Source organism: Alcaligenes sp. Marseille-Q7550 (genome assembly GCF_965112015.1).
Map to the genome: position 1 here is coordinate 125,371 of NZ_CBCOPU010000002.1, position 15,208 is coordinate 140,578.

The 15,208-nt window shown below is 66.4% G+C and carries 11 protein-coding genes; 3 read left to right on the plus strand and 8 right to left on the minus strand.

All coding sequences use genetic code 11. The features are described 5' to 3' along the window. Positions 1–6: 6 nt before the first annotated feature. From ACWPWO_RS09895 to ACWPWO_RS09925, 7 genes are all read right to left on the minus strand, one after another. The gene (locus tag ACWPWO_RS09895; protein WP_454006473.1) at positions 7–495 is read right to left on the minus strand and encodes an aromatic-ring-hydroxylating dioxygenase subunit beta; all 489 of its coding nucleotides are present in this window, start codon (positions 493–495) and stop codon (positions 7–9) included. Then, positions 492–1,805: an aromatic ring-hydroxylating dioxygenase subunit alpha gene (locus ACWPWO_RS09900; RefSeq protein WP_454006474.1), complete on the minus strand. Its 1,314-nt coding sequence runs from the start codon at positions 1,803–1,805 to the stop codon at positions 492–494. The genes ACWPWO_RS09895 and ACWPWO_RS09900 overlap by 4 nt, the downstream gene beginning before the upstream one ends. A gap of 33 nt (positions 1,806–1,838) precedes the next feature. After that, the gene (locus ACWPWO_RS09905) at positions 1,839–2,690 is read right to left on the minus strand and encodes an ABC transporter ATP-binding protein (RefSeq protein ID WP_454006475.1); all 852 of its coding nucleotides are present in this window, start codon (positions 2,688–2,690) and stop codon (positions 1,839–1,841) included. A 63-nt stretch (positions 2,691–2,753) separates the two neighbouring features. Beyond that, complete coding sequence (locus tag ACWPWO_RS09910; protein ID WP_454006476.1) at positions 2,754–3,722, minus strand: ABC transporter ATP-binding protein; 969 nt, start codon at positions 3,720–3,722, stop codon at positions 2,754–2,756. Next, entirely contained in the window at positions 3,722–4,606 is an 885-nt protein-coding gene (locus ACWPWO_RS09915) for an ABC transporter permease (protein WP_454006477.1), read from the minus strand. Before ACWPWO_RS09915 ends, ACWPWO_RS09910 begins: the two co-directional genes overlap by 1 nt. Further along, on the minus strand, positions 4,603–5,616 hold the full coding sequence (locus tag ACWPWO_RS09920; protein ID WP_454006478.1) for an ABC transporter permease: 1,014 nt from the start codon (positions 5,614–5,616) through the stop codon (positions 4,603–4,605). Before ACWPWO_RS09920 ends, ACWPWO_RS09915 begins: the two co-directional genes overlap by 4 nt. Positions 5,617–5,698: 82 nt before the next feature. Continuing rightward, positions 5,699–7,195, minus strand: a complete 1,497-nt coding sequence (locus ACWPWO_RS09925; RefSeq protein ID WP_454007471.1) for an ABC transporter substrate-binding protein — start codon at positions 7,193–7,195, stop codon at positions 5,699–5,701. A 186-nt stretch (positions 7,196–7,381) separates the two neighbouring features. Here ACWPWO_RS09925 and ACWPWO_RS09930 point away from each other — a divergent pair, with 186 nt between their 5' ends. Further along, a complete protein-coding gene (locus ACWPWO_RS09930) occupies positions 7,382–7,891 on the plus strand; it encodes a V4R domain-containing protein (protein ID WP_454006479.1) in 510 nt (169 codons plus the stop codon). Then, positions 7,884–8,564 (plus strand): GntR family transcriptional regulator, encoded by a 681-nt coding sequence (locus ACWPWO_RS09935; protein ID WP_454006480.1) that lies wholly within the window; start codon positions 7,884–7,886, stop codon positions 8,562–8,564. The genes ACWPWO_RS09930 and ACWPWO_RS09935 overlap by 8 nt, the downstream gene beginning before the upstream one ends. A gap of 133 nt (positions 8,565–8,697) precedes the next feature. Here the strand turns inward: ACWPWO_RS09935 and ACWPWO_RS09940 are convergent, their stop codons facing one another. Then, positions 8,698–12,306: a YhdP family protein gene (locus ACWPWO_RS09940; protein ID WP_454006481.1), complete on the minus strand. Its 3,609-nt coding sequence runs from the start codon at positions 12,304–12,306 to the stop codon at positions 8,698–8,700. Positions 12,307–12,403: 97 nt separating this feature from the next. Between ACWPWO_RS09940 and glnE the strand changes: the two genes are divergently transcribed. Further along, positions 12,404–15,151, plus strand: a complete 2,748-nt coding sequence (gene glnE, locus ACWPWO_RS09945; RefSeq protein ID WP_454006482.1) for a bifunctional [glutamate--ammonia ligase]-adenylyl-L-tyrosine phosphorylase/[glutamate--ammonia-ligase] adenylyltransferase — start codon at positions 12,404–12,406, stop codon at positions 15,149–15,151. The last annotated feature ends 57 nt before the right edge of the window (positions 15,152–15,208 follow it).

Genomic DNA, 15,208 nt, shown 5'->3' on the forward strand with positions numbered 1-15,208 from the left:
ACAGGCCTAGATGAACAACTGGATGGTGGGCAGGTAGCCATCCACGCTCAGCAGGTCCACGCGCTTTTCCACGATCTCCCAGCCCTGCCCGCGTTCGCGCAGCCGGTACGATGCCGTGGCCGGCAGCACCTCGGTTCTCTGCTTCTGGAACTCCGAATAGATCAGATTGGTTCGGACCGTATAGCAGCCCTGCCCGTCCGGCTGCTCCGACTGGAGCCGGGGAGATTGGATCACGCGCAGGCCCCGCACGCCCGGCTGCAGCGAAAAAGCGCGGTGATGCGACAGCCTGTCGATGCGCAGACGCATCAGCATGCGGTTCTCCAGGGCGATGCACATGCGGCCCTGCGGGCTTTGCTGGCCCGATTCGCCGGGAATCCAATAAAGGCCGTCCGGCGCAAACAGCTCGTACCACTCGTCAAAACGCCCCTGGTCCAGCAAGGCGTTTTCCTGCCACACGAATTCCTGCAGACTGTGCTGCCTGTCCATGCTCATCATTCCTGCTCCTGCCGCGCCATGCCCTGTTGCCAGGCGCGGTACTGGTTGCGTATCACCCGTTCATTGTTGGCGTCGTCGAAGGCGCCGCCTTCCTGCGCCAGCTCCTGCTCGTCGTACTGGCGCAGCAGGTTGACCCAGGGGTTGCCCTGCGCCTTCAGGCTGGCCTGCTGGCTTTCGAACAAATGCACGTCATCGTGCGCCACCACGCTCATGGGCGAATACACCAGACGGCTGTAGGTCAGGCCGCGATCGAGCATCTCGCGCGGCGCGCCCTTGGGCTGGAAGACCCAGACTTCCAGCAAGGTGCGATCCACCGCCAGCGGACGCAGCACGCGGATGATCTGCGGCGAACCCTTGGCGGCCATGCTCGGATAGAACACCACATTCTGCGGATTGAACCCCAGCACGCGCGCGGCTTTCTCCTCGCCCCAGGCCTCGCGCATCATGGCCTCGTAGCCGGGGATGCCGGAATAATCGGTATGAATGCTGAACTTGGTGCCCAGGATGCTGTGGCCGTTGGGAAAGGTCTGCACGCCCAGGCGCGAATAAAAGTCGTAGCCCGAGCCGAACGGCAGCAATTGCTCCAGCGCAGTGGGATCTTCGTCCTTGAAGACTTCGCCCACCTTGGCGGCCGAACTGGAGGCCGACTCATGCGTGGAGATCGGATGGACCGTGTCGTTGATGTTCTCCAGGTACATCTTCCAGTTGCAGTGGATCACGGTGCGGATGGATCCGCCCGCCACCTGCAGCTCGCCCTGGGGCGAACGGTCCGCCATATTGTCCAGCGCCTGGAGCACGTCGCCGAAGTACTCCTTCAGGCTCGGCCCCTGCTCGCTCAGGCGCGCAAAGACAAAGCCGCGGTAGCTGTCCACCGCACCGGGCGTGGATAGACCTTTCGCTGCCGGGCATTGGGCAAAGCCGGTGTTTTCATAGGCGTTCTTCAGCGGCACCGCCAGCAGGGAGCCATCCAGCCGATACGTCCAGGCGTGGTAGGGGCAGCGCAGCATCTTGCCCACATTGCCGCTGGATTCGCTGACCAGGCGCGCGCCTTTGTGCGCACAGCGGTTCATCACCACGCGCACCGAGCCGTCGCCGTGACGCAGCATGATCACCGGGCTCTGGGCCAGCGTCACCGAAATATAGTCGCCGGTGTTGGGCACCTGGCTTTCGTGGCCCACGTACAGCCAGGCGCGGCTGAACAGGCGCTCCATTTCCAGCTGGAACACTTCCTCGTCCAGGTAGGCGTCCCGATGCACCTGATTGGCCTGGGCCAGGCCGGCAAGCGCGGCCTCGTTGTTGGCATACCTCATAGTGATTCCTGTGTAATGCGAGTAAAACGTGATTCAGACCGCCAGGGCGGTCGCCAGGCTCGCGCCGGCCCGATCGGCGTCCGCCTCGGCCGCCTGCGGCGCCGGCCAGGGCCGGCTGGAGTCGTCGGGCGGCACACTGGCCAGCAACAGACGGGTGTAGGGATGCTGAGGGCGGGCGAAGACCTCCGCGGTCGGCCCCTGCTCCACGACTTCGCCGTTCTTCATGACCAGCACGCGCGTGCACAGATAGCGGATCACGGACAGGTCATGGGAGATGAAGACCACCGCCACGCCCAGCTCCTTGTTCAAACGCAGCAGCAGATTCAGGATCAGCGCCTGTACCGATACGTCCAGGCCGGAAACGATCTCGTCGGCCACCAGCAGGCGCGGCTGAACGCACAGGGCCCGGGCGATATTGACGCGCTGCTTCTGTCCGCCCGACAGCTCGGACGGAAACCGCTGGCCCGCATCCTGGGCGATGCCCACCTGGGCCATCAGCTCGTCCGCCTTGCGGCGTCGTTGCTCCGGCGTCATGTCCGGCTGCAGCTCCAGCACCTGGGTCACCAACTGCTGCACGCTGCGGCGCGGGTTCAGAGCCGAATCAGGGTCCTGGAACACCATCTGTATGGTTTGCGACAGCGAGGCGCCCTGCCCCGCCGCGAATTGCTCGCGCGGCCGTCCCTGCACCAGAACCTGCCCGCCGCTGGGCTCCAGCAGCCCCACCATCAGGCGCGCCACCGTGCTCTTGCCGCTGCCGCTCTCGCCCACCACGCCCACCAGTTCGCCCGGACGCACGCTCAGCGACAGGGGACGCAAGGCATGCATCAGGCCGCGGCGCCCTTGGCGCGTCACCCGGTAGCTGCGCTCGACTTCACGAAACTCCACCAGAGGCGCCAGTTCGGGAGCCGGCGGTTCAGGAGAGACATGAAGCTCGGCGCGGGCCGCCGCCTAGCCCGCCAGGCAGGCGCCGGCGCAACTGACGCTGTGCCCCGGACGCACCATCTCCAGTGCGGGCGGACGCTGTTCGCACTGCGCATTGCGGGTCGGGCAGCGCCGCGCGAAGCGGCAACCAGGCAGTTCGCGCATGTCCTTGAGCCCCGGCATGATGTCGGCCAGCGAAGGCAGGGCAAGCAGGGGACCGGTCAAGGCGGGCGTGGCATTCTTCAGCGCCCAGGCGTAGGGGTGCAGCGGCGTGTCCAGCACGTCGGCCGCCGGCCCCTGCTCCACCACGTCGCCGGCGTACAGCACGGCCACTTCGTCGCAGACGTGCGCGGCCATGCGCAGGTCGTGCGTGATCAGGATGACCGCCGTCCGGTGACGCTGCTGCACGTCGCGCAGGATGCGGATGATCTGCGCCTGGGTGATCACGTCCAGGGCCGTGGTCGGCTCGTCGGCGATGATCAGCTCCGGATCGCCCGAAAACGCCATGGCGATCAGAATGCGCTGGCATTGCCCGCCGGACAGCTCGTGAGCATAGCGTCCCAGGATGGACGGCGGATCGGGCAGCCCCACTTCGTGCAGGCGCTCCAGGCAATAGCGTTCACGATCGCGCCGCGCGATGCCCATACGCGCCAGGTGCTCCATCATCTGCTGACGTATGGTCAGCACCGGATTGAGCGAGGACAGCGGCTCCTGCGGCACGAAGGCGATCTTGCGGCCCAGCAGGCGGCGCATCTGCGCCCCCGTCACCGGCGCGCCCTGGAAACAGACCTGCCCCGAGGACAGGCGCAGATTGCTGGGCAGCATGCCGGAGATGACCCGGCCTATCATGCTCTTGCCCGCCCCCGACTCGCCCACCAGGCCCAGCGTGCGGCCCGCCTGCACGGCGAAGGACACCTTGCGCAGCAGCTCCACTGGCTGCCCCTGCACAGGCACGCTGACGCTGACCTGCTTGAATTCAATGACCGGCACGCTCATCAATGCGCTCCCCGTTGCTTGAGCCTGGGATCCAGCGTCGTGCGCAGGCCGTCGCTCGGCAGGTTGAAACCCAGCACCGCGAATACGATGCCCATCACCGGCGCCATCAGGCCCCAGCCCGCCTGGTAGATCTGGTCCCGGCCGTCGGCCAGCATGACGCCCCAGGCCACCACGTCCGAAGGCACGGACAGCCCCACGAAACTCAGGATGGCCTCCACCACGATGGCCACGCCCATCTGCAGGCTGAACAGCGTGACGATCAGCGGCGCCACGCTGGGCAGGACCTCGCGCAGCATGATGCGCAGGTGCGAGAAGCCCAGCAGGTGGGCGGCATAGACATAATCACGCTGGCGGGCCACCAGGACCTCGGCGCGCACCACGCGATAAAAGCGCGTCCAGTCCACCAGCACCACGGCCAGGATGACGTTGAACAAGCCCGTGCCCAGGCCCACCATCAGCATCATGGAAAACACCACGGGCGGAAAGGCCATCCACAGGACCACCAGGGAGCTCACCGTACGGTCGAACCAGCCGCCGATGTAGCCGGCCAGGATGGCCAGCACGGTGCCCAGCACCATGGTGCCCGCGGCGGCGGTGACCGCTACCTGGAAGGCGACCCGGCTGCCGTAGATCAGGCGCGACAGGATGCAGCGGCCCAGGCCGTCGGTGCCCAGCGGATACTGGGCCAGCCCGCCCTCCTGCCAGGATGGCGGCAGCAAGGTCGCCAGCAGGTCCTGGGCATTGGGGTCGTTGGGCGCCAGCCAGGGCGCGAACAGGGCCACCAGGGCGAAGATCAGCACCAGGATGCCGCCCGCCAGGACTTTGGGATGGGCCAGCACCGGCCGCAGCCGGGCCCCCAGGGACGATAGCGAACTCGTGTTCATGCGGACCTCAGACGCGGATTCAGGACGCTGTACAAGCCGTCCACACAGAAATTGACGGCCAGCACCATCAGGCAGAACACCAGGGCCACGCCCTGGATCAGTGGCAGGTCGTGATTCTTGATGGCCTGCACCATCAGGTTGCCGATGCCGGGAAAGGAGAAGATCACTTCGATCAGCAAGGTGCCGCCGAACAGAAAGCCGAACTGCACGCCGATCAGGGTCAGGGTGGGCAAGGCGGCGTTCTTGAGCATATGCACCAGCAGCACCCGCCACTCCGGCACGCCGCGCAGGCGGGCCACGTTCACGTACTGGCTGTTGGCGGTCTCGATCAGGCTGGAGCGCAGCACGCGGATCACGATGGGGCTGAAGGCCAGCGCCAGGGCCAGGGCCGGCAGCAGCAAATGGGAAAAGGCGTCCCACCAGGCCTGCCACTGCCCGCGCACCAGCAGGTCCAGCAGCAAAAAGCCGGTGCCCCCGTCCAGCGCCGGCGTGCCCTCCATGCGGCCCATGAAAGGCAGGACGGGAAACAGCACGCCGAACACCACGATCAGGATGATGCCCCACAGAAAGGACGGCACGGACAGCAGCAGCACCAGCACGAAGTCGGCCACGAACTCGATCTTCTTCTTGTCCAGCAGGTAAAGGACGATGCCGCCCGGAATGGAGATCAGCAAGGCCATCAGCAGACTGATGCAGGCCAGCTCCAGCGTGGGCGGCAAGGCCTGGCCCAGCAAGCCGGTGACGGGTTGGTGAAAGAAGATGGAATTGCCCAGGTCGCCGCGCAGCGCGCCGCTGAACCAGACCTGATACTGGTGCAGCACCGAACCGTCCATGCCCAGCTCGACGCGCAGCGCCTGCGCGTCGGCCTCGGTGGCCGAGGGCGGCAGCATCATGCCCAGCGAGTCGGCGGGGATGACGCGCAGCATGAAGAACACGATCATGGACAGCAGGAACGCCGTCACCAGCACGAAGACGAACTTGCGCGCCAGCAGGAAGCAAACGTTTTTCATGAACAGAACCGCAGGAGGAAAAGCGCCGGACCCGGCCCGGCGGACAGCCCCGCGGCAGGCAGCCGCGGGATGCAATACTCACTTACTGCCAGGAATACTCCTGCGGCAGGATGTAGCCGGTCTGGTAGGTGTTGAGCTTCAGCCCCTTCTTGTAGGCGATGGTGGAAATGGACTGCAGCACCGGCAGGCTCCAGGCCTGCTCGGCCGCCTCGCGGTTCAGGGCCTGGTAGCCCGCCACGCGCTTGCCTTCATCCATCTGGCGATTGAGCTCGTCCAGGGTGCCGGCCAGACGCTCTTCTTTCCAGGTGGAAAAGCGCAGGCGCGGATCCAGGATGCGGCCGGTGAAGATTTCCGGATCGCCCGTGGCGTTGGCCCAGCTATACAGCATCACCCCGGTCAGCTTGGACGAATGGCTCAGCTCCAGGTACTTGGCCACGGTGATCTCCTCCACCGTGGTCTGGATCCCGATCTGGCTCCACATCTGCGCCACGGCGCGGGCCACATCATAGTCCGACGGGAACGTGTTGTTGGTGGAATACAGGGTGATGACCAGGGGCTTTTGCGTGCTGTAGCCGGCCTTGGCCAGTTCCTCCGCGGCGGCTTTCTTGTCGAAGGGGATGTCCAGGTCCGGCACATCGCCCGGCGAGCCTTTGGTGGCCAGCACCGACAGGGGCTGGGCCGCATTCTTGTAGAAGGCGCGCGACAGCCCGGCCTTGTCGATGGCCATGTTCATGGCGCGGCGCACGTGCACGTCCTTGAAGCTGTCCACGTAGCTGGGCATCTGCAGGATGTAGATCTCGCTGTAGGGGTAAACCTTGGCCTCGAGCTTGGGATTCTTTTCCAATCGGGTGATCTCGCGCACCGGGATCTGGACCGACACGTCGGCACGTCCCGACTCCACCGCCGCGACCCGCGCCGAGGAATCCGGCACGATGTCGAACACCACATGCTTCAAGGCCGGCTCGCCCTGCCAGTAATCCTGGAACGCCTCCAGCGTGATGCGCGAGCCGCGCTGGTAATCGCTCAGCTTGCACGGCCCGGCGCCCACGGGGCGCTTCAGGAACTCGGCCTCGCCCACTTTCTCGAAATAGGCCTTGGGCAGGATGTAGGCCGACAGGAAGGCCAGCCCCTTGGGCGCGGTGGGCGTGGGCGAGTTGAAATGGATCACGGCTTCCAGCGGGCCGGTGACCTCCACCGATTTGAGCGTGGGCAGCATGCCGTTGAGCGCCAGCGTCTTCTTGTTGATGGCGCGATCGAAAGTGAACTTCAGGTCTTCGGCGGTCATGGCGCTGCCGTCGTGGAATTTGACGTTGGCGCGCAGCTTGACCTTCAGGGCCTGCCCCTGCTCATCGGCCCATTCCCAGGATTCGATCAGGCGCGGCGCCACCTTCAGGTCGTCGCCGACGAACAGCGGCGAATCGAATACGGCCTTGTAGATGGACTGTCCGGCCGGGAACGTGACCGAGGTCGGGTCCCAGGACGGGATGTCCACCGGAAAGGCGATCTTCAACTCGTCCCCGGCCGCCTGGCTGGCCGTCCCCCAACCCATCATCAACGCGGCCCCCAGGGCCAGTCCCATCACGCTTTTTCGTAACGCTTTCACCTTGTGTCCCCTTTTGTCGTGTGCTTCATGAGGGCGGCAGCCCGCCTTGCAAAAAAGTATATAGTTTATTCTTAAATTAAATGTATAATGGTTTACCCTATAATTTATATTCTTAAAAATCAATATATTATCTTCAAATAAAACAATATACTTTTCTTAAAAATGACTGAATTCAAAGACAGATTGATGTGGGATGCGGAGCGCGGCCAGATCCTGGACGCCGACCGGCGCTACCTCATGCTGCGCGCCGACGTGCTGATGGGATTGTTCCGCCGGCTCGACGAGCCCGCTCGCGGCCAGGCCCTGCACGCCCTGGGCGAAGCCGTGATGGAACAGGGCGGACAATCGGCCTGGGCCTACTGGGAGGCCTGCGGCCGCCGGCCACAGGCTTTGCTGGCCAGCATCGTCGATATCTCCGCCCAACTGGGCTGGGGCGCCTGGCGCATCGAACACCTGCCCGACGCAGGCCTGCGCGTCCAGGTGCGCAACAGCCCCTTCGCCAAGGGGTTCGGCGCGCACGATGAGCCCCTGTGCCGCCCTATCGTTGGTATGCTTACGGCCGTCGGCGCGCTGATCTACGATCAGGAGGTCCGAGTGCAGGAGCGCCACTGCTGCGCACAGGGTTTGCACGCCGACTGCCTGTTCACCGTCATGCCCAGAGCCAATGAATAAAAGCAAGCCCGCCGCCCCGAAACTGAACATACGCCAGCAGGTGTACCGTCACCTGCGCAGCCGGATGCGCAGCGGCGAGATCGCCTACGACGACCGTCTGGTGGATCACGAGATCGCCGCCGAACTCCAGGTCTCGCGCATGCCGGTGCGCGAAGCGCTGCTGCAACTGACCAGCGAGGGCCTGTTGGAAGGCACCTCGCGCGGCTTCGTATTGCGGCGCTTCACGCCGGCCGACATCGCCCAGATCTTCGAGATACGCATGCTGCTGGAGCCCGAGGCGGCCGCGGCCGCCTGCCGGCAGGCCGGGCTGGAAGGCCTGGCGCTGATGAACAAGGCGGCCGCCGCCGCCGAGAAAGCCCATGCCGCCCAGGATCCCCTGCAGTACATGATCGCCAACGACGCATTCCGGGAAAGCTGGATAACGCTATGCCCCAATACGCACCTGAGCACCATGATCATGCGCCTGAGCGACCATGTGGAAGCCGTGCGCCTGGCCACCCTGCGCGAATCGAACTACCGCGAGCTGTCGCTGCAGGCCACCCGCGGCATCCTGCAGGCCTTTCTGGACAAGGACGACGAGCAGGCGCGCGAACAGGTGCGCTCCAACCTGCGCCATGCGTCCATGTGCTATTACGCCACGCTGGATGAAATGCTGGAACGGCAGACCGACTGAATCCTCTGGATGAAGAACACCGGCCCTGGGGCCGGTGCTTGCCCGCCGCGATACCGGTGCGCGTTGCGCGCCGCGTCGCCCCGGCCTTGCCCGGCCCCGCCATGAACGGCGGCGCGTGCGCGACGATCCGCGGTCACGGTTCGATGAAGGTCTGCGTCCGAGGCTTGCGGCGAGGCACGGGCGGCTCCGCCACTTCCTTGAGCTGAGGATCGTCGATGCTGCCGCTGACGGCATAGGTCACCGACAGGCTCTCGCTCAGGGGCGCCTGCATCAGCCATTGGGTGAGGAACGCTCCCACGCCCACAGCCGGGTTGACGGCGAATATGGCGGCTATGGCCGCGCCGCTGACGTCCAGATTGGGAGCCACCACGGCGGTCAGGGCCCGCCTCTCCGCCTGGATGTCCACCTGCCCCTGCAGGCGTATCGTGCCCGCCGGCCCCACGACCCGGTAATTTTCCAGCTCGACCTTGCCTGCGCGCAGCGTCATGCGCCCGGTCAGGCTGTCGAAAGGAAAACCTTCACGGGCCGCGCCGATCAGGTCGACGTCCAATCGGCTCAGGCGCGCGATGGACTGCAGGCTGAGCAGCTCCAGCAGCTTGGCCGAACGCGAATTCACGCTCAGGAAGCGGCCCTTGGCCAGATCCACATTGACCTGGCCGCTGATCCTGGCCTTGTCTACCGACCAGGGAAAGTCCTGCCAGAAGAGCGCGCCCTGCACCGTGCCCGAGCCGTCGCGCAGCACTTCCTTGGGCAGCCCGCTGTTGTCCATGAAGCGTCCCAGATTGCTGATATCGCTCAAGGCGGTCAATTGCAGCCCCCGCTGCTCGCCGCGCAGAACCCACTTGCCCGTGCCTTTCATGACCATGCCTTCGGACTGCAGCGAAAAACTGTCCAGCAGCCACTGGCGCCCCCCGTCCTGGGGACGCCCCCTGGCCTGCATCCGCCCCAGTTCCACGCCGTACATGCGCAAATCGTCCACCTGCAGCAACACCGCCGGCAACTGCAGATTGTCGTCCACCGTCTGGCCCTCGGGTTCAGGCTGCACCCAGTCGGCGCGAGTCTTGTCCACATACAGGCGGGAGAATTTCGCCGTCATCAGGCCCACGTAGCTGCGCTGCTGGCGCTGGACCTCCAGAAGCCCGTCGACCTGCCTGGCCTGGAGCCGCAGGCGCATGCGCCCGGCGGCATCCTGGGTGCTGTCCAGGTCCAGCTCGTCGAGCAGCATGCCGATGAAGAAAGCCTGACCCGCCTTGAGGCGCACCCGCTCCAGTTCCGGAAACAAGGGGCGCTCGCGTGGCGGCGCAGGCTTGCCGTCCGGCGTCTGTTCGAACTCCAGCAACACCCGCTCCCAGGCGTCGATGTCCAGCCTGTCGTACTGCGCATGCACCTGCGTGCCGCGCTCCGGCGAGGCCACCAGGCCGGGCGTTCCCATGGCCACGCCCTGGAAGTAAGGACCGCTGCCCACGCCCTGGCGGCGCAGCATATCGACCAGCAGCGTCTGGCGCCCGGCCAGGCTGAGTTGCAGCAGGTCGGACTTGGCCGCCGGATCCGAGCTCCAGCGCGCCGTCAGGGCCGCCGCCTGGTCCGCCGGCTTGGCCAGGGGCTCCGGGAAATCCAGCGCCAGGCCCTGGAGGTCGGACTCCAGCGTCATGCCGAAGGCTGCCTTGGAATCCAGGGTCAGCAGCAGGCTGTAGCCGGTCCGGCCCTGCAGGCGCTGCGCGCCTTTCAGGTTCAAATAGTGCCCTAGCCCCTGGGAGGTGATTTCCCCGTCGATCCGCAAGCCCGGCTTGCCGGGTTCAAGCACCCCCTTGATGCGCGCCGGGCCGCCCAGCAGTTGCCCGGTCAGGGACTGCGCGCTCACGCCTTTCTCGCTGAAGGCCAGCTCACCTTTCAAAGCCGTCACGGGCGGCGCCTCGGGCATGTACTGGAACGTCCCGCGCTCCATCTGGATGCGGCCCTGCACGCTGGCCTGGTCCACGTCATTCAAGGGGATTTGCAGGCGCAGGGGCACGATCCAGTCTCCCTGCGCCCGGCTCTCGGACAGCACGCCGTCCAGCAAGCGGTCCAGCGGAGACTGCCGCAGCAGCCCCAGGTAGCTGGCGGCAGGCGCTTGCGAGCGGCCTTCCAGCGTCAGCAGAGCGTGGCTTTCCATGCCGTCGATGCGGGTGGCGATGTCCTGCATGACGATGTCGTCCTGCTCCGGGATGCGCATGCGGGCCTGGCGGGCCTCCACCTCCAGATTGTCGTTTCGCATGCGTATCGCGCCCTCGACCTGCTCCAGCCGCGGCCAGGCCGGCCGGTCGGGACGGGCCGGCTGGTAATCGATGATGGCGTCCTGCAATTGACCGCTGATCTCGACCCGCCCGTCCTCGGGCGCCAGGCCATAGGGAAAGGTATCCAGGCCGCCGCTCAGCATCAGCGAGCCCTGGCTGACTTCGCCCTGCACCAGGCCGTCCGCCATCCAGTCGCGTGCGTCTGGATTGACGGTCAGCGGCAGATAATGAACCAGCGCCCCCAGGTTCAGCCTGTCCAGCCGGCCGCTCCAGTCCGCCACGCCGGCCTCGAAACGGCTGTCCTGCCGCCAGCGCCCGCCCAGCGTCGCCTCCAGGTCCCGGTTGCGCACGACGACATCCATGTCCTCCAGCGCCAGGCGCCCCTGTTCATCGCGCCGCATATGCCCCTGGCCGCTGAATTGGGCCAGGTCCAGGCTCCGGGCGAAGACCTGCGGCACGCGCAGGCTCATCTGCGCCAAGGAGACGGACCAGTCCAGCGGGCCGCTGGGCTCGCCCTGCGCCACGCTTCGGATGTCCTCCAGCGTACCGCCCGCTTCCACAGCGGCCTGTCGCAGCAGCAGACGCTCGCCCTGCTCGGTCTGTACGCCCAGGTCGCGCAGCGAAGCCGACGCCTGCACGCGCATGGGCGCCGCTTCGCCGGCCTGCCGCGCCGTCGCCCGCAGATCGGCCCAACCGCGGTAGAGGGCTTGCGGCACGTCCGCCCAGAGACGCAAGCCCGCCACGTCCACGCCCTGCCCCTGCACGACCGCCTCCCAGGGAAGGCTGCGCAGATCCAGTCCGGCGGGCAGGCGGCGCTCGCCGCGCACCCGCGCATCGAGCCGCAAGGACTCGCCCAGGCCCGCCGGCAACTGGGCCTGAAGACCCAGTTCGTGCCAGCCGTCCGCATAACGCATCTGCAATTCGATATCGGGAATGCGCAGCTCGGGCGCACCGCGCAACTCGTCGACCCAGACCAGGGAGGCGCCCGGGATGCGTATGCCCCGCTGCTGCAGGAGCCAGCGCGCGGGCCCCTGCCAGGCATCCGGATCGTCGGGCGCGGAATCGTCGTCGGGATGGAAGGACTGGCCCATCACCCAGAAGTGACCGCGGGCATCGCGCCTTATTGGAATATTCAGGCCCTGCACATCCAGATGCCGCAGTTGCAGCGACGCCTGGAACAACGACTTCCAGCTGATGCTGGCTTCCAGCCTGGGCAGCTCCAGCAGCGGCGGCTGTCCCGCTTCGGCAATCGACAGGCCCTTGAGCAGCAGGCGGGGATTCCAGCCTTGCCAGTCGCCCTGCAGTTCAGCCATGTTCACCTGCAGGCCGCTGCGCTGGCTCAGTTGCTGAATGATGTAGGGGCGGAAATAATCGAGATGGGGGACCAGCAGGTAACGAACCCCGATCAGGCCCAGCATCAGCGCAAAGTAGAGCAGCAGCGCCAGTCGCAAGACCCGTCGTACCACCATGCAGTCAATTCCCGAGTATAGTTAGATTCGGCCATTTCCGGCTTCGCCGGGCCAGGCCGGCGCGCCTGCCCACCATTTCCGAACAGCCTCTTATCGTATGAGCCCGTCCATTATATTGAAGCCGGCAATGCAATGGTCCGGCCCCTTGCGTCGAAAAGTAAACTCCCATCCGCAACTGGGGCAATGGCTGGAGCAGCAAGCCGGCCAGGCCGTCACGCCCGAGCTCATCGGCCAATGGTACCAGGACTTGCTGCCCGCCCCCGGCGACGATCGCCTGGCCGAGGTCCGCCAAGCCCTGCGGCAATTGCGCGAGCGGGTCTTCCTGCTGCTCATGGTGCGCGACATCAACGGCAGCGCGGGCCTGGACGAGGTCATGCGGGCCATGTCCTCCCTGGCCGATCTGGCCGTGGCGCAGGCCTACGAAACCGTCGCGGCCCAACTGGCCGCCGTGCATGGCGTGCCCCGTCACCCCGGAACCGGCCTGCCCCAGGAAATGATCATCCTGGGCATGGGCAAGCTGGGCGGCCGCGAGCTGAATGTCTCCTCCGACATCGACCTGATCATGCTCTACGACGAGGACGGCGAAACCGACGGACGCCGGCCCATCAGCCACCACGAGTTCTACGGCAAGCTGACCCAGCGCATGATGCCCGTGCTCTCCGACAGCGACGCCTACGGGCAGGTCTTTCGCACCGACCTGCGCCTGCGTCCCGACGGCGATGTCGGCCCCCTGGCCTGGAGCATGCAGGCGCTGGAGAACTACCTGGTCAACCAGGGCCGCGAATGGGAGCGCTATGCCTGGATCAAGGCCAGGCCGATCACGGCGCGCGCCTTCCAGGGCAGCCAGTGCCGCGCCGACATACGCCAGTTCGAAGCCCTGCGCACGCCCTTCGTCTATCGCAAATACTTCGACTTCGACGCGCTGTCGGCCCTGCGCGGCCTGCGCGAACGCATCCGCCAGGACTGGAACCGCCGTGTTCTGAACCGCAGCGGCGTGGAAGCCTGGCAGAACGTCAAGCTGGGCGACGGCGGCATCCGCGAAATAGAGTTCGTGGTCCAGTTGAACCAGCTCATCCGCGGCGGCCGTCAGCCCTCTCTGCAGACGCCCAGCCTGCACCTGGCCCTGCAGCGCCAGTGCGCGGCAGGCCTGCTGGAGCAGGACTTCTGCGACCGGCTGCTGGCCGCCTATACCTTTTTGCGCCAGGTGGAGCATCGCCTCCAGTACCGGGAGGACGAACAGACCCACCTGCTGCCCCAGGACGACGAACAGCGCGCCGCCCTGGCCGGTACGCTCGGCTTGTCCCTGGCCGACTTCGACCGGCAACTGGGCGAGCACCGCGCCTTCGTGGCCGACACCTTCCGCAACGCCTTCCGCCTGGCGGGCATGGGCGAGGAATCGGCTGCCGAACCCGCGCCGCAGCCGGCCGCCGCCCCGACGCAGGCGCCAGACCAGGATCTGGAGGAGCGCATCGCGCGGCGGCGCCAGGCCATGCTGGACAGTCACCGCATCCGCAGTCTGCCCAACGTCAGCCTGGACAGGGTGCAGCGGCTGCTGCCGCTGGCCGAGGACTGCGCGCGGCGCTCGGAAGATCCCGAAAGCACGGCCGCCCGCCTCTTCACGCTGATCGAACTCATCGCCCAGCGCAGCGCCTACCTGGCGCTGCTGGCCGAATACCCCGACACTCTCGCCCGCGTGGCCCGCATCGTGGCCGCCAGCCCCTGGGCGGCCCAGTACCTTGCCCAGTACCCCCTGCTGCTGGACAGTCTGATCGAATGGCGCTCCCTGATGGAGATGCCCGACTTCGGCACGCTGTCGGCCCAGATGCGGCGCGACCTGGACGCCTGCCTGCTGCCGGACGGACGCGCCGATGTGGAACAGCAGATGAATCTGATGCGCGACTGGCAGCACCAGATCACCTTCCAGCTGCTGGCCCAGGACCTGGAAGGCGTCCTGACCGTGGAAGCCCTGGCGGACCAGCTCTCCGCCCTGGCCGACATGATGCTGGCCGAGACCGTAAGGCGTACCTGGCCCCTGACCCGGCCCAGGACGATGGAAGAATCGCAGGACGCTCCGCCCCGCTTCGCCGTGATCGCCTATGGCAAGCTGGGCGGCAAGGAAATCGGCTACGCCTCCGACCTGGACCTGGTGTTTCTCTACGACGACCCGGACCAGGATAGCGTGGAACGCTACATCAAGCTGGCAAGGCGCATGACCAGCTGGCTGTCCGCCATGACGTCCTCGGGCCGGCTGTACGAGATCGACCTGCGCCTGCGCCCGGACGGCGACGCGGGCCTGCTGGCCGTCAGCGTGGACGCCTTCGAGCAATACCAGACCCGCAGCGCCTGGTCCTGGGAGCACCAGGCCATCACGCGGGCGCGCTTCGTCACCGGCGACCCCGGCATACAGGAGCGCTTCGACCAGATCCGCCGCACCATCCTGCTGATGGAACGCGACCCGCGCAAGCTGCGCGCCGACATCCTGGACATGCGCGACAAGATCAGCGCCGGCCACCCGAACCGCAGCGATCTCTTCGACCTGAAGCACGACCGCGGCGGCATGGTGGACGTGGAGTTCGTCACCCAGTACCTGGTGCTGTGCCACAGCCGCGCCCACCCGCGCCTGCTGGAGAATCTGGGCAACATCGCGCTGCTGGGCATCGCCGCCCAGGCCGGGCTCATTCCCGCAACGCTGGCGCAGGAAGTGGCCGACGCCTATCGCAGCCTGCGCCGCCGCCAGCACGCGCTGCGGCTGGAAGGCGCCGAAAAGGCCCGCGTGCCGCCCACCGAGCTCATAGCCGAGCGCCAGGCCGTCACGCAGCTCTGGGACCAGGTGCTGGGGTACTGAGTCTACGCTTTTTACCTTGGGTGATGCGGCATTCCGACGGCCCGGCGGTAAAAGAGT